General features: G+C 66.2%; 20 protein-coding genes. 9 read left to right on the top strand and 11 right to left on the bottom strand.

All coding sequences use genetic code 11. The features are described from left to right. Genes GWQ44_RS05855 through GWQ44_RS05875 form a run of 5 tightly spaced genes read right to left on the bottom strand, consistent with a single transcriptional unit; the run spans nt 1 to nt 4,816 of the window. Nucleotides 1-624, bottom strand: a complete 624-nt coding sequence (locus tag GWQ44_RS05855; protein ID WP_016966248.1) for a lysophospholipid acyltransferase family protein — start codon at nt 622-624, stop codon at nt 1-3. Nucleotides 625-633: 9 nt separating this feature from the next. Further along, on the bottom strand, nt 634-1,089 hold the full coding sequence (locus tag GWQ44_RS05860; protein WP_016966249.1) for a hypothetical protein: 456 nt from the start codon (nt 1,087-1,089) through the stop codon (nt 634-636). After that, nucleotides 1,079-2,425 (bottom strand): phosphatase PAP2/dual specificity phosphatase family protein, encoded by a 1,347-nt coding sequence (locus tag GWQ44_RS05865; protein ID WP_275926852.1) that lies wholly within the window; start codon nt 2,423-2,425, stop codon nt 1,079-1,081. Before GWQ44_RS05865 ends, GWQ44_RS05860 begins: the two co-directional genes overlap by 11 nt. Beyond that, nucleotides 2,425-4,182 (bottom strand): bifunctional alpha/beta hydrolase/class I SAM-dependent methyltransferase, encoded by a 1,758-nt coding sequence (locus tag GWQ44_RS05870; RefSeq protein ID WP_275926853.1) that lies wholly within the window; start codon nt 4,180-4,182, stop codon nt 2,425-2,427. Before GWQ44_RS05870 ends, GWQ44_RS05865 begins: the two co-directional genes overlap by 1 nt. Before the next feature lie 10 nt (nt 4,183-4,192). Then, on the bottom strand, nt 4,193-4,816 hold the full coding sequence (locus GWQ44_RS05875) for a CDP-alcohol phosphatidyltransferase family protein (protein ID WP_275926854.1): 624 nt from the start codon (nt 4,814-4,816) through the stop codon (nt 4,193-4,195). A gap of 245 nt (nt 4,817-5,061) precedes the next feature. Here GWQ44_RS05875 and GWQ44_RS05880 point away from each other — a divergent pair, with 245 nt between their 5' ends. From GWQ44_RS05880 to cfaB, 8 genes are all read left to right on the top strand, one after another. Beyond that, a complete protein-coding gene (locus GWQ44_RS05880) occupies nt 5,062-7,005 on the top strand; it encodes a protease modulator HflK (protein ID WP_275926855.1) in 1,944 nt (647 codons plus the stop codon). Continuing rightward, entirely contained in the window at nt 7,002-8,042 is a 1,041-nt protein-coding gene (locus tag GWQ44_RS05885; protein WP_016966254.1) for a protease modulator HflC, read from the top strand. The genes GWQ44_RS05880 and GWQ44_RS05885 overlap by 4 nt, the downstream gene beginning before the upstream one ends. Continuing rightward, nucleotides 8,039-9,097: a protease modulator HflK gene (locus GWQ44_RS05890; RefSeq protein ID WP_047306707.1), complete on the top strand. Its 1,059-nt coding sequence runs from the start codon at nt 8,039-8,041 to the stop codon at nt 9,095-9,097. The genes GWQ44_RS05885 and GWQ44_RS05890 overlap by 4 nt, the downstream gene beginning before the upstream one ends. Continuing rightward, the gene (locus tag GWQ44_RS05895) at nt 9,094-10,995 is read left to right on the top strand and encodes a cation-translocating P-type ATPase (RefSeq protein WP_275926856.1); all 1,902 of its coding nucleotides are present in this window, start codon (nt 9,094-9,096) and stop codon (nt 10,993-10,995) included. Before GWQ44_RS05890 ends, GWQ44_RS05895 begins: the two co-directional genes overlap by 4 nt. Nucleotides 10,996-11,134: 139 nt before the next feature. Then, a complete protein-coding gene (locus GWQ44_RS05900) occupies nt 11,135-11,386 on the top strand; it encodes a membrane protein (protein ID WP_016966257.1) in 252 nt (83 codons plus the stop codon). A 66-nt stretch (nt 11,387-11,452) separates the two neighbouring features. Continuing rightward, the gene (locus GWQ44_RS05905) at nt 11,453-12,298 is read left to right on the top strand and encodes a DUF692 domain-containing protein (protein ID WP_275926857.1); all 846 of its coding nucleotides are present in this window, start codon (nt 11,453-11,455) and stop codon (nt 12,296-12,298) included. After that, on the top strand, nt 12,289-13,077 hold the full coding sequence (locus GWQ44_RS05910) for a DNA-binding domain-containing protein (protein WP_103740652.1): 789 nt from the start codon (nt 12,289-12,291) through the stop codon (nt 13,075-13,077). The genes GWQ44_RS05905 and GWQ44_RS05910 overlap by 10 nt, the downstream gene beginning before the upstream one ends. A gap of 84 nt (nt 13,078-13,161) precedes the next feature. Further along, nucleotides 13,162-14,349 (top strand): C17 cyclopropane fatty acid synthase CfaB, encoded by a 1,188-nt coding sequence (gene cfaB, locus GWQ44_RS05915; protein ID WP_275926858.1) that lies wholly within the window; start codon nt 13,162-13,164, stop codon nt 14,347-14,349. 19 nt (nt 14,350-14,368) lie between these two features. Here cfaB and cls read toward each other — a convergent pair whose 3' ends face one another. Further along, nucleotides 14,369-15,808: a cardiolipin synthase gene (gene cls / locus GWQ44_RS05920; RefSeq protein WP_275926859.1), complete on the bottom strand. Its 1,440-nt coding sequence runs from the start codon at nt 15,806-15,808 to the stop codon at nt 14,369-14,371. Between the two features lie 132 nt (nt 15,809-15,940). Here cls and GWQ44_RS05925 point away from each other — a divergent pair, with 132 nt between their 5' ends. After that, nucleotides 15,941-16,465 carry a DUF3617 domain-containing protein gene (locus GWQ44_RS05925; RefSeq protein ID WP_275926860.1) on the top strand — a complete coding sequence of 175 codons (525 nt, stop codon included), beginning with the start codon at nt 15,941-15,943 and terminating at the stop codon, nt 16,463-16,465. 92 nt (nt 16,466-16,557) lie between these two features. Here the strand turns inward: GWQ44_RS05925 and thrS are convergent, their stop codons facing one another. Genes thrS through GWQ44_RS05950 form a run of 5 tightly spaced genes read right to left on the bottom strand, consistent with a single transcriptional unit; the run spans nt 16,558 to nt 21,688 of the window. Further along, nucleotides 16,558-18,447 carry a threonine--tRNA ligase gene (thrS, locus tag GWQ44_RS05930; RefSeq protein WP_275926861.1) on the bottom strand — a complete coding sequence of 630 codons (1,890 nt, stop codon included), beginning with the start codon at nt 18,445-18,447 and terminating at the stop codon, nt 16,558-16,560. A gap of 29 nt (nt 18,448-18,476) precedes the next feature. Next, on the bottom strand, nt 18,477-19,811 hold the full coding sequence (locus tag GWQ44_RS05935; protein ID WP_275926862.1) for a dihydroorotase: 1,335 nt from the start codon (nt 19,809-19,811) through the stop codon (nt 18,477-18,479). A gap of 2 nt (nt 19,812-19,813) precedes the next feature. Further along, nucleotides 19,814-20,374 carry a carbonate dehydratase gene (locus GWQ44_RS05940; RefSeq protein WP_047306701.1) on the bottom strand — a complete coding sequence of 187 codons (561 nt, stop codon included), beginning with the start codon at nt 20,372-20,374 and terminating at the stop codon, nt 19,814-19,816. Continuing rightward, nucleotides 20,364-20,807: a phosphoribosyl-AMP cyclohydrolase gene (gene hisI, locus GWQ44_RS05945; protein ID WP_275926863.1), complete on the bottom strand. Its 444-nt coding sequence runs from the start codon at nt 20,805-20,807 to the stop codon at nt 20,364-20,366. Before hisI ends, GWQ44_RS05940 begins: the two co-directional genes overlap by 11 nt. Further along, nucleotides 20,804-21,688 (bottom strand): metal ABC transporter substrate-binding protein, encoded by an 885-nt coding sequence (locus GWQ44_RS05950; protein ID WP_275926864.1) that lies wholly within the window; start codon nt 21,686-21,688, stop codon nt 20,804-20,806. Before GWQ44_RS05950 ends, hisI begins: the two co-directional genes overlap by 4 nt. Between the last annotated feature and the right edge of the window lie 2 nt (nt 21,689-21,690).

Genomic DNA, 21,690 nt, shown 5'->3' on the forward strand with positions numbered 1-21,690 from the left:
TCAGGCGTGCTCCGGGGCCAGGGCCAGCAGCGCGGCGCGGCTGCGTTCGAGGAAGTGTTCCTTGGTTTCGTCTTCTTCCAGGCTCAGCGGCGCACCGAAACTGGTGGTGCACAGCAGCGGCAGGGGCAGGAAGCGGCCCTTGGGCATGACCCGGTTGAGGTTGGCGATCCACACCGGGATCACCTCCACCTGTGGATAACGTTTGGCCAGGTGGTAGATCCCGCTCTTGAACGGCAGCAGGCCGTCTTCCGGGTTGCGCGTGCCCTCCGGAAAGATGATCAGCGAGTCGCCCTGGTCCAGGGCATCGAGCATCGGCTGCAAGGGATTGTTATCCACAGCCTCCTTGCGCTCGCGGTCGATCAGCACGCCGTTGAACACCCGGTTGATGATGTAGCGGCGCAGGGCGCTTTTCTGCCAGTAGTCGGCACCGGCCACCGGCCGGGTCAGCCTGCGCAGGGCCGGCGGCAGCGAGGCCCAGAGCAGCACGAAGTCGCCGTGGCTGCTGTGGTTGGCGAAGTAGATCCGCTGCACCGGTCGCGGCGCGGAGCCGAGCCACAGGCTGCGGGCGCCAGTGATGCTGCGGGCGGCGGAGGTGATGAGGTTGGCAACCAGGGGTTCGAACATGGGCATTCCTTATCCGGCGAAGGTCAGCCAGGGGCTGGCCAGGATCAAGCTCAACAGCACCAGCACCTGGGCCGCCAGCAGCAACGCCTGACGGCGCAGCAGGCCAAGGGCCCCGCGGCTGCGTTCGTTCCAGGGCCGGCCACCGCGCTGGGCGGGCTGCAGACCGAGGGCGCTCAGGGCCTGGTCCAGGGCCTGGGTGCTGTGTTCGAGGGACGCGGGGCCATCGGCCACGCGCTGGAACAGGTCGGCGTCGAAGGCCACCCGCAGCGCCAGGTACTTTTCCACCAGCCCCAGCAGCACCAGGGCCAGGCTGACGATCAGCCCACCCAGGGTGACGCTGGCCAGCAGGTACTGACCCAGGCCATACAGCGCTCCGAGCAGGGTCAGGCCTGTGGATAACTGATCCAGGGCCCGGCCCCGGCGCAGCAGGCTGGCCACGCTGTACAGCTGCATTTCACTGGACATGGGCCGGGCTCTTGGCGGGGATCAGGGTCTGCAGCGCCTGGCGCTGGGCCGCCTGCAGGACGATCTGCGGGCGGGCCCGCTGGATCTGCACGATGGCCGCGTCCACCGTGGCGGCGCGCCCGCTGTGCAGCAGCCAGGCGGCAATCGCCGTGGCGCTGCGCGAATAGCCCAGGGCGCAGCACACCAGCAACGGGCCTTGCCGGCGCAGGCGTTCCACCGCTTGTGCCGCGGCCAGGCATTGTTCGGCGCTGAGGGCGCACAGGTCCAGTGCCGGCAGGCTCTGGTAGGCCTGCAAGCCGCGGCTGTCCAGGGACAGCTCGGCGCACAGGTCGAGCACCGCGACAAACGGACTGTCCCTGAGCTCCACCGGGGTGGGCAGGCGGCCGAGCCAGACGTTATCCACAACCTGATCCGGCTGTGGATGGTTTTTTGTCCACAAGCGCGAGTTGATCCAGGCCGCCGCCAGGTAAGGGGCCAGCAGCCAGCGGGCGGCCGGGCTCAGGCAGCCGTCCTGACGCTTCTGGAACCCTGTGGCGCCGAGCAGTGCGTAGTTCAGGGCCACCAGCAGCAGCGCCACGGCGGGCCAGATCAGCCACAGCCCGGTGCCGCCCCAGGTGAAGGCAGCCACCGCCAATAGCGCCGCGCCCAGACCGTAGCGTCCGGCCAGCTGGCGGCGTCGCGGGTCACGGGCCGGTTGTGCGCTGAACAGCGGGCTGGGGCGATCCAGCGGCCACAGCCAGACACACAGCCAGCCGGCCAGGGCGCCGGTGGGCACATCGACAAAGTGATGTTGATAAGTGGTCAGCACCGACACCCCGATCAAGCCGAACCAGCCATGCACCAGCCAGCGCCAGAAGCCCTGGCTGTGCCGGGCGTAGCAGACCCACAGCACCACCAGCAGGGCGATGTGCAGCGACGGCGCCTGGTTGAAGGGCTTGTCGAAGCCGGCCAGCACCTCGAACAGCCAGCCGAACACCCCGTCCAGCTCCGGCCGGGGGAAGGTGAAGCGCAGCGGCCAGAGCAAAAAGCAACTGACCGCGATCAGCTGGGCGCTGAGCAGGCGCAGGGCGTGGCGCTTGAGCTCGTCCCGGCTGCGGGGCAGTAGCAGGGAGAAGCCGTAGAGCAGGTCGATGGACCAGTAGGGCACGATGGTCCAGGCCCAGAACGGCATGTGCCGCTCCCAGTCGAAGACCAGGCTGCCGACATCGTCGCGCTGGGCGGTGACCCAGGTGGCGAAGCCGTAGGTGCTGAAAAACAGCGGCGCCAGGAGCAGCAGCCAGAGCACCGCCGGTTTCAGCAGGCCCGGCTCCCGCGCTGGCAAGGCAGCTGCGCTCATCATTGCACCCGTTGCGCCAGGGATACGCTGAAGATCCCCCATTCATCCACGCGCATGGTGATCTTGCGAAAGCCCGCGGCTTCCACCAGTTGGTCCATCTCCGCCTGGGTGCGGCGGCGCATGACCCAGGCCTGGCCTTCGCGGTGGCTGGTCAGGGCGCGGGCGATCAGTTCCAGCTGCGGGTGCCACGGCTGGCCGGTGTACACCAGGTAGCCGCCGGGTTCCACGGCGCTGGCCAGGCCGGCCAGGGAGCCGCCGACCATCTGGTTGTCGGCGAACAACTCGTACAACCCGGACACCACCGCCAGGGTCGGCTTGGGATCGAGGGCCGCCAGGTCCTCGCGGTCGAAGGCGTTGCCTTTGACGAAGCGCGCGATATCGCCCAGGCCCTTTTCCTGGATCAGGGCACTGCCGTCGCGCACGTTGATGTCGCTGTAGTCGCGCAGCAGGATCGATTCCGGCAGCGGGCTGACCCCTTGCAGCGCTTCGAGGATGTAGCGGCCGTGGCCGGCGGCGATGTCGACGATGCGCACTTCGCTGTTCTGCTCACGGAGTTTTTCCATGGCCAGGCGCAGCAGTTCTTCCACGTGCAGCTTGCGCTGGCGGATGCCGCGCCAGCCGATGGAGTTCAGGTAGTTCTGGTCGATCAACCGGCCCAGGGCGGAATGCCCGGTGGGTTGGTTGCGGTAGACGTAGTCCAGGGTGCTGCCGGAGTCGAAGCCGGTGTCGAAGCCGAGCTTGACCCCCGCCGACAGCTGGCTGCCCAGGCGCATGCTGGCGCGGGTGGCGCGCCAGTAGAGGTCGCGCAGGGAGTTGTGCGGCAGCGGCGCGGCCAGGGCCTCGGATTCGGCGCAGGTCACGCCCAGGCGGTCGGCGTCCAGCAGGGCAGGGCGGTTCAGCGGGCGGGCGAAGTTCTGCAGGATGAAGCGGCGGATGCTGGCCATGGCCGGCGCGCGGTGCTTTTCTCCCAGGGTGTCGTGGAAGAAGCCCGGGAGGATGTGTTTTTCCTTGTGCAGGCTGCCCAGGCGCTCGAAGAACTGCTCCTGGGGCTTGCGGTGCACCACGAAGTCGGCGCCGGAAATCAGCAGCTGGGTCGGTACCTGGATCGCCTGGGCGTCGGCCACCACCCGGTCGGCTGCTTCATACAGGCCCAGCAGCACGTTGACCGAGATGGCCTTGGTGATCAGTGGATCGGCGTCGTAGCTGCGCACCCGTTCCGGGTCATGGCTCAGGAAGCGCGCCTTGACGTAGCTGTTGACGAAGAAGTTGCCGCGAAAACGCCGCATCAGCGCCAGGCCCGGGCGGGCGAAAGGCACGTACAGCTTGACCTTGAACGCCGGCGAGGCCAGCACCAGGGAGCGAATGCGCGGCGCGTAGTCGTGGACCCAGGTGGAGGCGATCACCGCGCCGACGCTCTGGGCCACCACGGCGATGTTTTCTTCGTCGATGCCGTGGGCGCTGCTCAGGTGGTCGCAGAAGGTCTGCACGTCGCGCACGCTGGTGGCGAAGCTCGGGCTATCGCCCCGGGCACCCGGGGATTGGCCGTGGCCGCGAGCGTCCCAGGCGAAGAAGTCGAACTGCGGCAGGTTCAGCTCGTCCACCAGGTGGGCAATGCGCCCGGAGTGTTCGTGCCCGCGATGGAACAGCAGCACCGCCTGACGCGGTTCGCCGGGCACCACTTCAGTGGCCGGCCAGTGGCGGTAAAACAGTTCGACGCCGTCATGGGTCCGGAACGTCTGGTGTTGAGCGTCGCGCATTGCCATTTCCTTATGCAGAGGGAGCGTTGTGCTGAACTTCTTTGAGGCCCTGACGGACCCGATTGATCAGGGTGTAGACCAGCAAGGCGGCAACCAGTGCCAGCACGCCGTTGATCCACAGGGCGCCGAGCCAGCCCAGGGCGATGCCGGTGGCCAGCACGCCGAGGATGAAAGCGCGGTCGCTCTTGCCCATGGGCCCGTCGTAGCGCCGTGAGGCGCCGACCATCGGCCCGAGCACCCCGGCGTATTCGCTGAACAGCGCCAGCAGGGTCACCGCCAGCACCAGCAGCAGGCTGACGCCCGGGAGCAGGGCGAAGGGCAGGATCAGCGCGCTGTCGGCGACCACGTCGCACAGTTCATTGAGGTAGGCGCCCAGGCGCGATTGCTGGCCGAATTCCCGGGCCAGCATGCCGTCGATGGCATTGAGCGCCATGCGCAGGATCATCCACAGCGGAATCAGGGCGAACAGCCAGGCGTGGCTGGCGAACAGGGCGATGACGGTGCCGACCAGGAGTGAGATGGCGGCAGCCAGGACGGTGATCTGGTTGGCCGTGGTGCCGTTGTCGTACAGGCGCTGCACCAACGGCCGCAGCAGGTTCTGAAAGCGCGGTTTGAGCTGGTAAATCGAGAGCATGATGGGACGGTTCCTTGTCGCACGCGGTGAGCAGGGCTGGATTATTGCCATAAATGCCAGGGGGCTGACATCAGAAGTTTCTGCTCCAGCAAATGGCTGCCAGTTGTGTCTTCGACGCACGCCATAGATGAAAAGGCATGACGTGCGACAAAAATTTCACTCGATGGGTTATACAGTAACGAATTGTTTCAACTTCTTTCGGCCCGGGGATTATCCACAGGGCCGGGCCAGAGCGGCGGGGTGGTATGCAAGTCGATCTTCAGACACAGGGCGCCGACGTGGCCGCCTTGCCACGGTTTCAGCGGGCGGCGGTTCACGCCGGGCGCTTGCAGCGTTGGGGTGTGGGCCTGCTCGGGCTGGCGCTGCTGGGGTTGGTGTCGGCGGTGTTCGTCGACCTGTTCGCCGCGCAGACGATCTGGCCGGCGCTGCTGGTGAACCTGTCCTGCGCCTTGCTGGTGGCGGTGGCGGGCCTGCAGTCGGCCTGTTGGCTCAGTCGCTGGCGGGAAGAGGCGATCAACCCTGTGCCGCTGGCGGCGCTGCCCGAGGAGGAGCCGCCACGCACCGGCCTCTCGGCGGCCCTGGCGCTGCGCTGGCGGCGCCTGTTGCGGCAGATCGGCGCCCCGACCTTGTGGCTCGGCGGCTGGTCGCTGCTGATCCTGTACAGCCTGTCGCAGGTGTTCAACCTGGCTTTGCCCGCCACGGCCCTGGGCCTGAGTGCCAGTGTCGCCGCGGTGCTGGCGTTGCTGCTGGCCTTCGCCCTGCTGGTGCTGGAACGCCAACTGGCCCAGGAACCGGCCCTGGAGTGGCCGGAGGCCGGCGCCCTGGCGCAACTGTTGCGGGTGTCGATCCTGTGCCTGCTGGTCAGTGCCCTGTGCCTGTTGTTCAGCAGCGACACGGCGCTGTGGCCGGTGCGCCTGGCGGTGCTGACTGGCCTGCTGCCGGCGCTGGTGGCGGGGGAGTTGCTGCTGCGGGCGCTGTTGTCGCTGTTCAGCCCGCAGCGTGAGCAGCTTGAGCCGCGCTTGCTGGCCCACAGCGTGATCGCCGATATGCTGCGCTGGCCGCCGCAACCGCTGCTCAGTCTGCAGCACGAGTTGCACAACCGGTTCGGCATCGATCTGCGGCAGATCTGGGCCTTTACCTACATGCGCCGGGCGCTGCTGCCGGTGCTCGCGGTGGTGCTGGCGATCGCTTGGCTGTTGACCGGCGTTCATGAACTTTCGCTGCAAAGTCGCGGCATTTATGAGCGTTTCGGCAAGCCGGTGCAGGTCTTCGGGCCGGGGCTGCATGTGGGCTTGCCCTGGCCGCTGGGCCGGGTCATCAGGGTGGAAAACGGCGTGGTCCACGAGTTGGCCACCAGCGTCGGCGACAGCCCGCAAGCGCCGCTGCCGGCGGCCGCCGAAGGCCCGGCGCCGGCGCTTGCCAACCGCCTGTGGGACGCCAGCCACGTGAATGACAAATCCCAGGTCATCGCCAGTGGCAGCGACCAGCAACAGAGCTTCCAGATCGTCAACATGGACGTGCGCTTCGTCTACCGCATCGGCCTGGACGACAAGGCGGCGCTGGCCGCGACCTATAACAGCAGCGATGTGCCGACCCTGATCCGCAGCACCGCCAGCCGGGTGCTGGTGCACGACTTCGCTTCGCGCACCCTCGACGGTCTGCTGGGCGAGGACCGAACCGGGCTGGCGGACGACATCGGCAAGGCCGTGCAGGCCGATCTGAACCAGCTGGACAGCGGTGTGGAAATCCTCGCCACCGTGGTCGAAGCCATCCATCCGCCGGCCGGCGCCGCCAATGCCTATCACGGTGTGCAAGCGGCGCAGATTGCGGCCCAGGCGCTGATCTCGCGGGAGCGCGGCGCCGCCGCCGAACAAACCAATCAGGCGCAATTGCAGGCCAGCGTGGCGAATGACCAGGCCCGGGCCAGCGCCCGGGAGCTCCAGGCCACGGCCCAGGCCGCCGACCTGCGCTTTGGCGCCGAGCAAAAAGCCTATGCCAGCGCCGGGCAGGCCTTTGTCCTGGAGCAGTACCTGAGCCAACTGAGCCAAGGGCTGAGCCAGGCCCGGCTGCTGATTCTCGATCATCGTCTGGGGGGCGACAGCGCGCCGACCCTCGATCTGCGTACATTCACCCCGCCCGCCGACCCTGTGGCGCGGGGCAAAGCCGCTCAGCCAGGAGCCGTCCATTGAGCCAGTCTGCCCACTCTCACGATCACCCCGCTCATGACCATGGGCACGGCCATCATCACCATCACGGTCATCACCACCACCATCACGGCGCGCCGGCCGAGGCCGGGCCCTTTCCCTGGCGGCGCATGAGCTGGGCGTTGCTGCTGGTGCTGTTCGCCGTCGCCGCCGCGAGCCTGGTGCAGGTGCGCTCCGGCGAGGCCACGGTGATCACCCGTTTCGGCAACCCGGCGCGGGTGCTGCTGGAACCGGGCCTGAGCTGGCGCTGGCCGGCGCCATTCGAAGCGGCGATTCCAGTGGATCTGCGTCTGCGCACCACCTCCAGCGGTTTGCAGGATGTGGGCACCCGCGACGGTTTGCGCATCATCGTCCAGGCCTATGTGGCGTGGCGGGTGCAGGGCGACCCGGACAACGTGCAGCGCTTTATGCGTGCCGTGCAGAACCAGCCCGATGAAGCGGCGCGGCAGATCCGCACCTTCGTCGGCTCGGCGCTGGAAACCACGGCCAGCAGTTTCGACCTGGCCAATCTGGTGAACACCGATGCCGGCAAGGTGCGGATCGCCGATTTCGAAGGGCAATTGCGCAAGCAGATCGATCAGCAACTGCTGGCCACTTATGGCGTGCAGGTGGTGCAGGTGGGCATCGAGCGCCTGACCCTGCCGTCGGTGACCCTCACCGCCACCGTGGATCGCATGCGCGCCGAGCGGGAAACCATCGCCACCGAACGCACCGCCATTGGCAAGCGCGAGGCGGCGCAGATCCGCTCCGCCGCCGAGCGCGATGCGCGGATTGTCCAGGCCGATGCCTCGGTAAAAGCCGCGGATATCGAAGCCCAGTCGCGGGTGGAAGCGGCGCAGATTTATGGCCGCGCCTACGCCAGTTCGCCACAGCTGTACAACCTGCTGCGTTCCCTGGACACCCTGGGCACTGTGGTGACGCCGGGCACCAAGCTGATTCTGCGCACCGATGCCGCGCCATTCCGGGTGCTGGTGGACGGCCCGCCGAGCCTGCCGGGTAAAGCTTCCGGGTCGCAGCCATGAATAAGGTTCCACGTGGAACACATGAATCAAGCAGCCCGTGGATTCAGGCCGGACGTCTGGCCTTTATCGCGCTGTACGTGGTCACGGTGCTGGCGGCGGTGGCCTGGGCGGTATCCAATGTGCGGCAGATCGATCCACAGAACCGCGCCCTGGTGTTGCACTTTGGCGCTCTGCAGCGGGTGCAGAACGCCGGTTTGCTCCTGGCCTGGCCGCAGCCCTTCGAGCAGGTGGTGTTGTTGCCCGCCGCCGACCGGGTGCTGGAGCGGCGGATCGAAGGCTTGCTGCGTTCCGATGCCGCCCTGGAAGGGGATCGGGTGGCGAGTCTGGCCACGCCCTTGAACGATACCCTGGCCGGTTCGGGCTATCTGCTCACCGGCGATGCCGGGGTGGTGCAGCTGGATGTGCGGGTCTTCTACAAGGTCAGTGACCCCTTCGCCTATGTGCTGCAGGGCGACCATGTGCTGCCGGCCCTGGATCGCCTGGTCACCCGCAGCGCCCTGGCCCTGGCCGCCGCCCGAGATCTGGACACCATCCTGGTGGCGCGTCCGGAGTTGATGGGCACCGACAATCAGGCCGCCGAACGCCGTGAACGGCTGCGCGGCGATCTGTTGCAAAGCATCAACCAGCGGCTGGCGCAACTGAGCGCCAGCGGCCAGGGCATTGGCCTGGAAGTGACGCGGGTGGACGTGCAGTCGAGCCTGCCGCAACCGGCGGTGAGTGCCTTCAACGCGGTGCTGACCGCCAGCCAGCAAGCCGACAAGGCGGTGGCCAATGCCCGCACCGAGGCCGAGAAGCTGACCCAGAGCGCCAACCAGCAAGCCGATCACAGCCTGCAGGTGGCCCATGCCCAGGCCAGCGAACGCCTGGCCCTGGCCCGGGCCCAGACCGCCACGGTGCAGAGCCTGGCCCAGGCACAACGCGATGGCACCGATCCGCAAATGCTCCTGCGCATCTATCGCGAACGCCTGCCGAAGATTCTCGGGCAGGCCGGCTCGGTGACCACGGTCAACCCCAAAGACGATTCCCGCCTGATCATTCAGGGAGCTGAACAATGACTGCTTCAACCCAGGCGGCCCCCGCCAGCATGCTGACCAGCGCCGAGCAACGCAGCGCCGCGCGCCAACTGACCCTGGCCATGCTGGCCCTGGGGCTGTTGGGGCTGGGCCTGCTGTGGCGCTGGCAGGCCCCGGAGCAGGAGGGCGTGAGCCAGTTGCTGCTGGGGGTGGCGTCCTTGCTGGTGGCGGTGCCGGTGATGCGTTCGGCCTGGTTCAGCCTGCGTTATCCCAGCCTGCACGGCATCACCGATCAACTGATCGCCCTGGCCATGCTCGGTGCCTGGGCCACCGGCGATCTGCTGACCGCCGCCTTGCTGCCGATCATCATGATCTTCGGCCACGTGCTGGAGGAGCGCAGCGTGATCGGCTCCCAGGAAGCCATCGACGCCCTGGGCCGTCTGACCCGCAGCCTGGCGCGCAAGGTCCAGGCCGACGGCAGCGTGCTGGAAGTGGACAACGCCAGCCTCAAGGCCGGTGATCGGGTGGAGGTGCGCGCCGGTGACCGCGTGCCGGCCGACGGCCTGGTGCTGTCCGGTCAGGCCAGCCTGGACACCGCGCCGATCACCGGCGAGTCGGTGCCTCTGGAAGCCACGGTGGGCATGCAGGTATTCGGCGGGGCGATCAACCTGGACGGCTTGTTGCGGCTGCAAGTGACCCGCACCGGTGAAGAGTCGACCCTGGGCAAGGTCATCGGCCTGATGCAGAGCGCCGAGCGGGCCAAGCCGCCCATCACCCGTTTGCTGGAGCGCTATGCCGGCAGTTATCTGGTGCTGGTGCTGCTGTTGGCGGCGGTGACCTGGTTCATCACCCGCGATGCCCAGGCCATGCTCGCGGTGCTGGTGGCGGCGTGTCCCTGTGCCCTGGTGCTCTCGGCCCCGGCCACGGCCATCGCCGGGATCGCCGTGGCCGCGCGCCACGGTATCCTGATCCGCAGTTCGGCCTTTCTTGAAGAACTGGCGGACCTGACCTCCCTGGTGGTGGACAAGACCGGCACCCTGACGTTCGGCACCTTGCGCCTGCAGGCCATCGACAGCCCCGAGCCGGACCCGCACGGCGTGCTCAACCTGGCCGCCAGCCTCGGCTCGGCCAGCAGTCACCCGGTCAGCCGGGCCCTGGCCGGGTTGGTGCCCCAGGAAGACCAATGGCCGCTCAGCGACATCCATGAACGCCAGGGCCTGGGCGTGGTGGCCCGTACCGGACAGGGTGAAGCGGCCCTGGGTCGCCCGGAGCTGTTCAGCCAGTTGGGCATCACTACCAGCCCGGTGCCGGAGCATGACGGACCGATTGCCGGGCTTGCGCTCAATGGCCAGTTCCGCGCTTGGCTGCTCCTGGCCGACAGCGTCAAGCCGGAGGCTCAGCACGCACTGGCGGAGTTGCGCGAACTGGGGCTGGGGCGGCAGTTGCTGCTCACCGGCGACCGACAGAGCGTGGCCGACACTCTGGCCCTGGAGGTGGGGATCAGCGATGTCCAGGCCCAGGCCCTGCCGGAAGACAAACTCGAGCGCGTGCTGGGGGAAATCGACAAGGGCTTCCGGCCGATGGTGGTGGGGGACGGCATCAACGATTCCCTGGCGCTGAAAGCCGGGGTGGTGGGCGTGGCCATGGGCGCCGGTGGCGCGGACATCGCCCTGGCGTCGGCGGACGTGGTGCTGATCGGCAGCGACCTGCGCCGCCTGGGCACCTGCGTGCGCCTGAGCCGCGAATGCCGGCGCACCTTGCAGGTCAATGTGATCATCGGCCTGGGCTGGACCCTGGCCATCGTCGCCTTTGCTGCCTTTGGCTGGCTGGGAGCGGCGGGGGCCATGATCGCTGCGTTGTTGCACAACCTCAGCACCTTGCTGGTGCTGGGCAATGCCGGGCGCCTGCTGCGGTTCCAGGAGCCGTTGCTCAAGCTGTAGCCGCTGGCTTGCCGGCGAAACGCGGCTGTGCAGTTTTTTTTCATCCCGGCTGTAACGCCGGGATGCCTCCTCTCTCTAGTGCTATGACGGGATTGCACAAGCTGCCCGTCGACCCCTTGCGACTATTGAGGAATAAAAAATGAACATGAAGAAAACCGCTGCCGGTGCTGCCCTGGCCTTCGCTGCCGCCACTATGTTTGCCGGTGTCGTGACTCAAGTGTCTGCTGCCGATGCCCAGGTGCACTGCTACGGCGTCAACGCCTGTAAAGGCCAGAACGACTGCAAGACCAAGGACCACGCCTGCAAAGGCATGGGCGCTTGCAAGGGCCAGGGCTTCAAGGCCATGACCCAGGCGGCGTGCGAAAAAGCCGGCGGCAAAGTCGGCGAGTAAGCGGCGAATCCGTGCTGCCGCAGTGGCGACTGACGACCACTGCGGCCACGTTGCGAGGAGTTCGCGATGTCTGACCTTTCTTCCTGCCTGGGCTACGGCCTGGGTTTGCGCAGCGCCTACTACCAGCAGATTCTCGATGAAGCACCGGACGTCGACTGGTTTGAAGTGGTGTCCGAGAACTTCATGGTCGAGGGCGGCAAGGCTCTGTATTACCTGGACGCCATTGCCGAGCGTTACCCCATCGTGATGCATGGGGTGTCGCTGTCCATTGGCGGCCCCCATGCCCTGGTCCTGGACTACCTCAAGCAACTCAAGCAACTGGCCCGACGAGTGGACCCGGCCTGGATCTCCGATCACCTGTGCTGGAGCCGGGGCAACGCTCATCAACTGCACGATCTGCTGCCCTTGCCCTACACCGAGGAGAGCCTGGAATACGTGGCGGGTCGGGTGCGGCAGGTGCAGGAGGTGCTGGAGCGGCCCCTGGTGCTGGAGAACGTCTCCAGTTATGTGCGCGCCGCGGCCGATCAATTCAGCGAATGGGAGTTTCTCGCGGCCTTGAGCCAGCTCAGCGGCTGTGAGCTGTTGCTGGATGTGAACAACGTCTATGTCAGTTCGCGCAATCACGGTTTCGATCCCTGGCAGTTCATCCAGGGGCTGCCGGCGCAGCGGGTGCGGCAACTGCATCTGGCCGGGCACCAGGACTACGGCGATTACGTGATCGACACCCACGACCATCCGGTGTGCGATCCGGTCTGGGCACTGTATCAACGCACCCTTGAACACCTGGGTCCGGTGGCGACCCTGCTGGAGCGCGACGATCATTTTCCACCCTTGCACGAGCTGCTCACCGAACTGCACAAGGCTCGCGCGCTCGGGCAACAGGCTCTGGCCGGGAGGCAGCGATGCGCCTGAATGACTGGCAATTGGCTTTCGAACGCTATCTGCTGGGCGAACAGGCCCAGGCTCGCGCAGCCCTGGAAGAGAGCCTGATCGGTGGCCCGACCCTGGATGTCGAGACGGGCCTGGCGATCTATCACAACGCCTACCTGGCCCGGCTGCAGGAGGTCATGGGCAGCGACTTCCCGGCCATCTGGCACTGGCTGGGGGACGCTGAATTCCAGGCACTGACCGGCGCCTATATTCGCCAATGCCCGTCCCGGCATTTCAGCCTGCGCTGGCTGGGGCAGGGTTTTGCCGAGTTTATCCAGGGCCATCTGGTGCCGGAGCAGGGCGCGCCCCTGGCGGAACTGGCGCGCCTGGAATGGGCCTTCACCCTGGCCTTCGATGCCGCCGAAGCCCAGGTGCTGACGGTGGAAGCCATGGCCGGGCTGGAGGCCGAACAATGGCCGCTGCTGCAACTGCGCCTGGCGCCCTGTGTGCAGTGGCTCGACTGTCGCTACAACAGCCTGGCCCAGTGGCGCGCGGTCAAGGAGCAGGGGGATTTCCCCGACAGCGCTTTACTCGATCAGCAACAGGTGTGCCTGGTCTGGCGAGCGGAGCGGGTCTGCCGGTATCGCAGCCTGACCGCCGAAGAAGCCGCGGCACTGCGGGGCATGATCGAGCAACAGTGGAATTTCGCGGAACTCTGCGCCGAGCTGGCCGTCACTTATGCCGAGGGGGCCCCGTTGCAGGCGGTTACCTGGCTGAAACAGTGGGTCGAAGAGGGCCTGGTGGTTCGCCGCGAATCCTGAAAAAACGCTGGAAATTCGATAGCCAGCTATTTTTTCAAGATGGTCTACCCTCATTTCAGACGTCTGAAACAGGGGGGATTTTTCATGCTCGCGCAACTTCCACCGGCCTTACAGAATCTGCAATTACCCTTACGCCTGCGGCTCTGGGATGGCCATGAATTCAACCTTGGGCCAGAGCCCAGCGTCACCATCGTGGTCAAGGACCCGCAGCTGGTCGCGCAATTCACCCATCCCAGCCTCGATGCGCTGGGGGGCGCCTTTGTCGAAGGCAAACTGGAACTCGAAGGTTCCATCAGCGAAGTCATTCGGGTCTGCGACGAGCTGAGCCAAGCCCTGCTGGATGAAGACGACGACAATCAGCCAGTGCGCACCCTGCACGACAAGGCCACGGACGCGGCCGCCATTTCCTATCACTACGACCTTTCCAACGCCTTCTACCAACTGTGGCTCGACAGCGACATGGCCTATTCCTGTGCCTATTTCGAGACCGGCAGCGAGTCCCTGGAGCAGGCCCAGCAAGCCAAGTTCCGCCATTTGTGCCGCAAGCTGCGCCTGCAACCGGGGGACTACCTGCTGGACGTGGGTTGCGGCTGGGGCGGACTGGCCCGCTACGCAGCCCGCGAGTTCGGCGCCAGGGTCTTTGGCATCACCTTGAGCAAGGAGCAACTGGCCCTGGCGCGGGAACGGGTGAGTGCCGAGGGCCTGGACGATCTGGTGGAACTGCAGCTGTTGGACTATCGCGATCTGCCCCAGGATGGCCGCTTCGACAAGGTGGTCAGCGTCGGCATGTTCGAACACGTGGGCCACGCCAACCTGGCGCAGTATTGCCGGACCCTGTTCAACGCGGTGCGCGAAGGCGGCCTGGTGATGAACCACGGGATCACCGCCAAGCACATCGATGGACGTCCCGTGGGCCGGGGCGCCGGTGATTTCATCGAGCGTTACGTGTTCCCCAATGGCGAGCTGCCGCACCTGGCGATGATTTCCGCGCAGATCAGCGACGCCGGGCTGGAAATCGTCGATGTCGAAAGCCTGCGCCTGCATTACGCGCGGACCCTGGACCACTGGAGCGAACGCCTGGAAGACAACCTGGAGGCCGCCGCCCGCCAGGTTCCCGAGCAGGCGCTACGGATCTGGCGGCTGTACCTGGCGGGTTGCGCCTATGCCTTCGCCAAGGGCTGGATCAACCTGCACCAGATTCTCGCGGTCAGGACCCATGCCGATGGCAGCCATGAGTTGCCCTGGACCCGCGACGACCTTTACCACCCTTAGGCAGACCCTGACCGGCAGCTTACAGAATCGGCGAAATCAGCCGCGCGACGCGCATGCCCAGTTGTTGCAGGCGGTGGGTCTGGCGGCTGTCTTCCTTGGCGATTTCCCGAGCCTTGGCGAAGTCGGCCTTGAGCATGTCCTCCACCTCGGTGGCGAAGTCGTCGTCCACGGTCAGCAACATCACTTCGAAATTCAGGCGGAAGGAGCGGTTGTCCAGGTTGGCGCTGCCGATGGCGCTGATCTCGTTGTCGATCAACACCACCTTTTGATGCAGGAACCCGGGCTGATAACGGAACACCCGGACCCCGGCGCGCACCGCCTCGAAGGCATAGAGACTGGAGGCGGCGTAGACGATGCGATGGTCCGGGCGCGCCGGCAGCAGGATGCGCACGTCCACGTCCCGCAGCACCGCCAGGCGCAGGGCGGCGAACACCGCCTCGTCGGGAATGAAATACGGGCTGGTGATCCACACCCGTTCGGTGGCGGCGTGGATCGCTTCGACGAAGAACAGCGAACAGGTTTCGTAGGCGTCGGCGGGGCCGCTGGCGAGCAATTGGCAGAGCACGCCGTCGTCCGGGTAAGTGTCCGAAAGAATCAGCGGCGGCAGTTCCCGGGCTGCCCAGAACCAGTCTTCGGCAAAGGACTCCTGCAGGCAGGCCACCACCGGGCCGCTGACCTGCACGTGGGTATCGCGCCAGGGCGCCAGGGGCGGCTTCTTGCCCAGGTATTCGTCGCCGACGTTGTGCCCGCCGACAAAGCCCAGCAAGCCGTCCACCACGACGATCTTGCGGTGATTGCGGAAGTTCACCTGGAAACGGTTGAGCCAGCCACTGCGAGTGGCGAAGGCGTGCACCTGGACCCCGGCGTCGCGCAGGGTCTGCACATAAGCGGCGGGCAGGGAATGGCTGCCGATACCGTCGTAGAGCAGGTGGATCGACACCCCTTCGGCGGCCTTTTCCAGCAGCAGGCGTTGCAGGCGCCGGCCCAACTCGTCGTCGTGAATGATGAAGAACTGGATCAGTACCGCCCTGTGGGAACGGCGGATGGCGTTGAAGATCGCTTCGAAGGTGGCGTCGCCATTGACCAGCAGGCGCACCTGGTTGTTGGCCAGGCACGGCATGCGCCCCAGCTTGGGCATGGCCCGCAGCGCGGCATAGGCCTGGGAGGCCCGGGCGGCGAGGGCTTCTTCGACCCAGGGGCGCCAGTTCAGCTCGTTGATGGCCTTGTGCATTTCCACGTTGGCCTGGCGCCGGGCCTTGATGTAGGCATCGAAGGTGCTGCGGCCGAACACCAGGTAAGGGATCAGGGTCAGGTAGGGGATGAACATCAGCGACAGGGCCCAGGCAATGGCGCCTTGGGCGGTCCTGACGGTGAACACCGCGTGGATCGCGGCGATCAGCCCGAGAAAATGCAGCAGTGCGATGAGGTAGCCAAAGAGGTGCGGGCCAAAATAATCCATGGGGGCAGCCTTGCTCCTGAAGATTCAATGCCTAACAGACCATGTTCCACGGCGAATGTCGCTATTTTATTCTGCATGCAACGCCGTGCCTTGCTCGAAGTCTAACGGCCACTATTGTCTAGGAGTCATTCGATGAAACTTCGTTTACTGGGTTGGGCGTTGGCGGCGGGAATGGCGCTGCCACTGGCGGCGCAGGCGCAGATGCTGCAACCGGGCTTGTGGGAACTGACCAGCCGCAACATGAAGGTCGATGACCAGAACCTGCCGGACCTGTCGCTGATCCTCGGCCAGTTGCAACAGCAAATGACCCCGGAACAACGGGCCATGCTGGAGAAACAGGGGGTGACCATGGGCGGCAAGGGCATTCGCGTGTGCCTGACGCCGGATCAGGTCAAGTCCGACACCATTCCGCTGCAGGACCCGCAGTCGGGCTGCCAGCAGCAGGTCACCGAGCGCAACGGCAACCAATGGAAGTTCCGCTTCAGTTGTCCCAAGGCCCAGGGCAACGGGGTGGCCAGGTTCATCAGTGATCGCGAATTCACCACCAACGTGATCGGCACCTTCAATGCCACCGGCATACAGCAAAAAGGCAGCATGGACACCCGCGCCGTGTGGCTCGGCCAGGACTGCGGCACGGTCAAGCCCCGCGCTTCCTGACCGACCCTGTAGCAGCGACGGCCGCTGCGCTTGCCGGCGGCGGCCCTCCAGTCACCTGGACCAGGGCCGTCGCCGACAAGCCCGGGCACCGGCTAGCCGATCCGTTCCACTACCTGTTCCAGCGTCAGTTGTCCCAGATCCTCACCATTTCTGCTGCGCAGGCTGACGTAGCCTCCCGCTTTCTCCTTGTCCCCGATCACCAGCAGATAGGGCACTTTCTGCAGGCTGTGTTCACGGATCTTGTAGCCGATCTTTTCGTTGCGCAGGTCAGCACTGGAGCGCAGCCCCTGTCGGCGCAGGCGCTCGCTGATTTCCCAGGCATAGTCCGCCTGCGCCTCGCTGATGTTGAGCACCACCACCTGCTGCGGCGCGAGCCACAAGGGCAGGGCGCCGCCATGGTGCTCGATGAGGATGCCGATGAAGCGTTCCAGTGAACCGAACAGCGCGCGGTGCAGCATCACCGGTTGCCGGCGTTCGCCGTTGTCGGCGATGTAGCTGATGTCAAAGCGCTCGGGGAGGTTGAGATCCACTTGCAGAGTGCCGCACTGCCAATCGCGGCCGATGGCGTCGCGCAGCACGAACTCCAGTTTCGGACCGTAGAAGGCGCCTTCTCCCGGGTTGAGCCGATAGTCGATCTGCATGCTCTGCAGGGCGCCGACCAGGGCGCTTTCCAGCTGATCCCAGACCTCGTCGCTGCCGATGCGGTTGGCCGGGCGCGTAGAGAGCTTCACCGCCACTTGGTCGAAACCGAACTCCTTATAGATGTCGAACACCAGGGCGATGGTGCGGGCGCATTCGTCCTGCATCTGCTCCGGGGTGCAGAAGATGTGGGCGTCGTCCTGGGTGAAGTGGCGGACCCGCAGCAAGCCGTGCAGTGCCCCTGAAGGCTCGTAGCGATGGACCTTGCCGAACTCGGCGATGCGCAGGGGCAGGTCGCGGTAGCTCTTCAAACCGTGGCCGAAGATCGCCACCGCGCCGGGGCAGTTCATGGGCTTGAGGGCGAAGGTGCGCTGATCCTCGGTGCTGGTGGTGAACATGTGGTCGCGGTAGTTCTGCCAGTGCCCGGAGGTTTCCCAGAGGCTGCGGTCCATCACATCCGGGGTGTTCACTTCCTGGTAGCCGGCCTGTTCCTGGCGCTGGCGCATGTAGCCGATCAACAGCTGGAATAGGGTCCAGCCCTTGGCGTGCCAGAACACCGAACCCGGCGCGCAATCGTCGAAATGGAACAGGTCCAGTTGCTGCCCCAGCTTGCGGTGGTCGCGCTTGGCGGCCTGTTCCTGACGCAGCAGATAGACGTCCAGATCCTGGCGGGTGGCCCAGCAGGTGCCGTAGATCCGTTGCAACGGCGCGTTGCTGGCATCGCCGCGCCAATAGGCGCCGGCCACCTTGGTCAGCTTGAAGGCCCGCAATTGGCCGGTGGTACGCACGTGGGGGCCGCGGCACAGGTCTTCGAAATCGCCCTGGCGGTACAGCGACAGCACGGCCTCCGGGGGCAGGTCGCGGATCAGCTCGACCTTGTAGTGCTCGCCCTGGTCGGCGAAGTGTTCCAGCGCCTGCTCCCGGGACAGCTCGCGGCGGCGCAAGGTGTGGTTGGTGGCGGCAAGGCTGTGCATGCGCGCCTCGATCCGTTCCAGGTCCTCGGGGGTGAAAGGGCGCTCGTAGGCGAAGTCGTAGAAGAAGCCGTCCTCGATCACCGGGCCAATGGTGACCTGGGCCGAGGGGTACAGCTGCTTCACCGCCATGGCCAGCAGGTGGGCGCAGGAGTGACGCAGGACTTCCAGGCCATCGGCATCGGCTGCGGTGACGATACTCAGGTGGGTGTCGGTGTCCAGCAGGTAGTCACAATCCACCAGCCGGCCATCGACCCGCCCGGCCACGGCGGCTTTGGCCAGGCCGCTGCCAATGCTGGCGGCCACCTCGAACACGGACAACGGCTGGTCGTACTCACGGCACGCGCCATCAGGCAGGGTGATGCGGATCATCTTCGGTGGTCCTTGGTCAGGCTTGGGGATTAGCGGTCGAAGCGCAGGGGCAGGCCCTGGCAGTGGTCGTACAGGCGACCCTGATGCCAGGCGAGCTGGCCGGACACCAGGGTGGTGGCGACGCTGTGGCGAAAGCGCCGGCCGGCAAATGGCGTCCAGGCGCATTGGGCGAGGATCGGCTGGCTGTCCACGGCCAGCCCTTGGGGCTCGGGACGGATCAGCACCAGATCGGCCCAGTAGCCTTCGCGCAGGTAGCCGCGGTCGGGGATGGCGAACAGATCGGCCACCCGATGGCTGGTCTTGGCCACCAGGGTGGTCAGCGGCAGGACCCCGTCGGCCACCAGCTCCAGCAGGGCCGGCAGGGCGTGCTGCACCAGGGGCAGGCCGGCGGGCGCGCGGGTGTAGGGCTGCTGTTTCTGCTCCCAGGTGTGAGGCGCGTGGTCGCTGCCGATGACGTCCAGGCGCTGGCTGTTGAGGGCCTGGCGCAAGGCATCGCGATCGGCCTGGGTCTTGATCGCCGGGTTGCATTTGATCAGGTGGCCGAGGCGCGGATAGTCGCGGTCATCGAACAGCAGGTGGTGCAGGCAGACTTCGGCGGTGATGCGCTTTTCGGCCAGGGGCCGGTCCTCGAACAGGGCCAGTTCCCGGGCGCTGGTCAGGTGCAGCACGTGCAGGCGCGTGCCGTGTTTCTTCGCCAGTTCCACCGCCAGGGACGAGGAGCGGTAGCAGGCCTCGGCGTCGCGAATGCGCGGATGGGCGGCGGCGGGAATCTGTTCGCCATACAGTTGCTGCCAGCGTTGTTGCGCGAGCTGGATGCTCGGGGTGTGTTCGCAGTGGGCCAGGAGCAGGGTGGGCACCTGGCGAAACAGCCGGTCCAGCACCTGGGGATCGTCCACCAGCAGGTTGCCGGTGGAGGCCCCCATGAACACCTTGACCCCGGCGACCTGGGTCGGGTCCAGAGCGGCGACGGTGTCCAGGTTGTCGTTACTGACGCCGAAGTGAAAGCCGTAGTTGGCCACCGAGGTGGCCGCCGCGCGGCGCTTCTTGTCCGCCAGGGCGGCCAGGGACAGGGTCGCCGGTGAGGTGTTGGGCATGTCCATGAAGCTGGTGATGCCTCCGGCCACCGCGGCGCGGGACTCGCTATGGATGCTGCCTTTTTCCGGCGCGCCGGGATCACGAAAGTGCACCTGATCGTCGATCATTCCCGGCAGCAGCCATTGACCCTGGGCGTCGATCTCCAGGTCGGCGCTGAGGTGGTCGAGGCTGCCGATGGTCTCGATGCGCCCGTGATTGACCAGCAGATCGGCGTCGAACTCGCGACCTTCGTTCACCAGCCGGGCATTGCGGATAAGAATTCGGCTCATGCTCAAAACTCGTTCTGCAGGGCCTTGTAGCCACGCACCAGATCGACGTTGGTGCGGGCCACGTCTTCGGAAAACTCCGAGGCGCTGATGCTCACCGGAGGGAACTGCGCCAGATCGGTCTTGGGGCCGATGCGGGTGGTGGAGGGCACATAGAAGCCCGGCGGCAGGTCGCGACCGTCCACCACCGAGTTGTGCCGGACCACGCTGCCGTCGCCCACCTCGCAGTTGAACAGCACGCTGTTGAAACCGATGAACACTCGATCGCCGACCACGCACGGGCCGTGGACGATGGAGCGGTGGGCGATGGAGGTGTGCTGGCCGATGGTCACCGCCGCACCGGATTTGGAGTGGATCACCACGCCGTCCTGAATGTTCGAGTTGGCGCCGATGGTGATGGCTTGCATCTGGCCGCTGGCATCCACCTCATCGGCGCGGATCACCGCGTAGGGGCCGACGAATACGTTATCGCCGATCACCACCTTGCCGCAGATGATGGCGGTCTTGTCGACGTAGGCGGATTCGGCGATCACCGGCAGATCGCCGGAAGGGTTTTTACGAATCATGACGCGAGTCCTTCAAGGGGGAACTGATGACTTCCACCGCGCCATCGCGAATGGCGTTGTAGAAACAGTTGGGGCGTCCGGTGTGGCAGGCCGGGCCGTGCTGATCCACTTGCAGCAAAACGGCATCGCCGTCGCAGTCCAGGCGCGCTTCGATCAGGCGCTGGCGATGGCCCGAGCTTTCGCCCTTGCGCCACAGGCACTGGCGCGAGCGCGACCAGTAGCAGACCTGACCGCTGGCCAGGGTTTCGGCCAGGGCCCGGCGGTTCATCCAGGCCAGCATCAGCACCTCGCCGCTGTCGTGCTGCTGGGCGATGGCGGCGATCAGCCCGTCGCTGTTCCAGGGCAGGGCGTCGAGCACCGCGGTCAGTGGCCAGCGACTGCCCTGGGCAGCGCTTTCCAGGTCCAGCAGCGATAGCGCAGGGCGTTGGATCATGGCTGGCTCAAGGCGTCGTACAGGGTGTTGAGGTTGTGTTCGAACAAGCCGATGAAGGTGCTGGCCGGGCCCGTGGCCGCCAGGGCGTCGGAGTACAGAGTGCCGCCGATGTGGGCGCCGCTTTCGTCGGCGATCTGCTGGAGCAGGCGCGGGTTCTTGATGTTTTCCATGAACACCGCCTTGACCTTGGCGTTGCGGATCTGGGTGATCAGCGCCGCGACTTCGGCGGCCGAGGGTTCGCGTTCGGTGGACAGGCCCTGGGGCGCCATGAAGTCGATGCCATACGCCTGGCCCAGGTAGCCGAAGGCGTCGTGGGAAGTGACGATCTTGCGGTTGCCCGCAGGCAGGGCGCCGAGCTTGGCCTTGGCCTCGGCCAGCAGGCGGTAGATCTGTTGCAGGTAGGCCTGGCTGTTGCGCTGATAGTCGGCCTGGTGAGCCGGGTCGGCGGCGATCAGCGCCTGGGTGATGTTGCGCACGTAGAGTTCGCTGTTGGCCAGGTTGTGCCAGGCGTGCGGGTCGGGAATCTGTTCGCCGTCTTCGTCCAGGGTGCGTGGAATCACCCCGCGACTGGCGGTGATCACCGGCGTCTGGCTGGCCGAGCTGGCCACCAGGCGATCCAGCCAGGGTTCGAAGCCCAGGCCGTTCTTGATGATCAGCCGGGCCTTGAGCAGGGCCTTGGCATCGTCCGGCGTGGGTTCGTAGGTGTGGGCGTCTTCGTCGGCGCCTGCCAGGTTGGTGATCTGTACATGCTCGCCGCCGACCTGGCGGGTCAGGTCGGCAAGGATGCTGAAGCTGGTGACCACGGCCAGCTTGTCCGCGGCCTGGGCGCTGGACCACGACAATGGCAGCAGCAGGCTGAACAACACGAGTAGAGCGCGCATCG

Source organism: Pseudomonas sp. 3MA1 (genome assembly GCF_029237275.1).
In the GTDB taxonomy this organism is placed as follows: Bacteria; Pseudomonadota; Gammaproteobacteria; order Pseudomonadales; family Pseudomonadaceae; genus Aquipseudomonas; species Aquipseudomonas fluorescens_AP.

What these genes read in the sequence shown, in the direction of transcription:
- thrS (WP_275926861.1), bottom strand. Translation starts at nt 18,447, where the DNA reads ATGATCCGCATCACCCTGCCTGATGGCGCGTGCCGTGAGTACGACCAG.
- hisI (WP_275926863.1), bottom strand. Translation starts at nt 20,807, where the DNA reads ATGATCCAACGCCCTGCGCTATCGCTGCTGGACCTGGAAAGCGCTGCC.
- GWQ44_RS05865 (WP_275926852.1), bottom strand. Translation starts at nt 2,425, where the DNA reads ATGAGCGCAGCTGCCTTGCCAGCGCGGGAGCCGGGCCTGCTGAAACCG.
- GWQ44_RS05905 (WP_275926857.1), top strand. Translation starts at nt 11,453, where the DNA reads ATGTCTGACCTTTCTTCCTGCCTGGGCTACGGCCTGGGTTTGCGCAGC.
- GWQ44_RS05935 (WP_275926862.1), bottom strand. Translation starts at nt 19,811, where the DNA reads ATGAGCCGAATTCTTATCCGCAATGCCCGGCTGGTGAACGAAGGTCGC.
- GWQ44_RS05895 (WP_275926856.1), top strand. Translation starts at nt 9,094, where the DNA reads ATGACTGCTTCAACCCAGGCGGCCCCCGCCAGCATGCTGACCAGCGCC.
- cls (WP_275926859.1), bottom strand. Translation starts at nt 15,808, where the DNA reads ATGGATTATTTTGGCCCGCACCTCTTTGGCTACCTCATCGCACTGCTG.
- cfaB (WP_275926858.1), top strand. Translation starts at nt 13,162, where the DNA reads ATGCTCGCGCAACTTCCACCGGCCTTACAGAATCTGCAATTACCCTTA.
- GWQ44_RS05910 (WP_103740652.1), top strand. Translation starts at nt 12,289, where the DNA reads ATGCGCCTGAATGACTGGCAATTGGCTTTCGAACGCTATCTGCTGGGC.
- GWQ44_RS05875 (WP_275926854.1), bottom strand. Translation starts at nt 4,816, where the DNA reads ATGCTCTCGATTTACCAGCTCAAACCGCGCTTTCAGAACCTGCTGCGG.
- GWQ44_RS05860 (WP_016966249.1), bottom strand. Translation starts at nt 1,089, where the DNA reads ATGTCCAGTGAAATGCAGCTGTACAGCGTGGCCAGCCTGCTGCGCCGG.
- GWQ44_RS05900 (WP_016966257.1), top strand. Translation starts at nt 11,135, where the DNA reads ATGAACATGAAGAAAACCGCTGCCGGTGCTGCCCTGGCCTTCGCTGCC.
- GWQ44_RS05870 (WP_275926853.1), bottom strand. Translation starts at nt 4,182, where the DNA reads ATGCGCGACGCTCAACACCAGACGTTCCGGACCCATGACGGCGTCGAA.
- GWQ44_RS05880 (WP_275926855.1), top strand. Translation starts at nt 5,062, where the DNA reads ATGCAAGTCGATCTTCAGACACAGGGCGCCGACGTGGCCGCCTTGCCA.
- GWQ44_RS05890 (WP_047306707.1), top strand. Translation starts at nt 8,039, where the DNA reads ATGAATAAGGTTCCACGTGGAACACATGAATCAAGCAGCCCGTGGATT.
- GWQ44_RS05950 (WP_275926864.1), bottom strand. Translation starts at nt 21,688, where the DNA reads ATGCGCGCTCTACTCGTGTTGTTCAGCCTGCTGCTGCCATTGTCGTGG.
- GWQ44_RS05855 (WP_016966248.1), bottom strand. Translation starts at nt 624, where the DNA reads ATGTTCGAACCCCTGGTTGCCAACCTCATCACCTCCGCCGCCCGCAGC.
- GWQ44_RS05925 (WP_275926860.1), top strand. Translation starts at nt 15,941, where the DNA reads ATGAAACTTCGTTTACTGGGTTGGGCGTTGGCGGCGGGAATGGCGCTG.
- GWQ44_RS05940 (WP_047306701.1), bottom strand. Translation starts at nt 20,374, where the DNA reads ATGATTCGTAAAAACCCTTCCGGCGATCTGCCGGTGATCGCCGAATCC.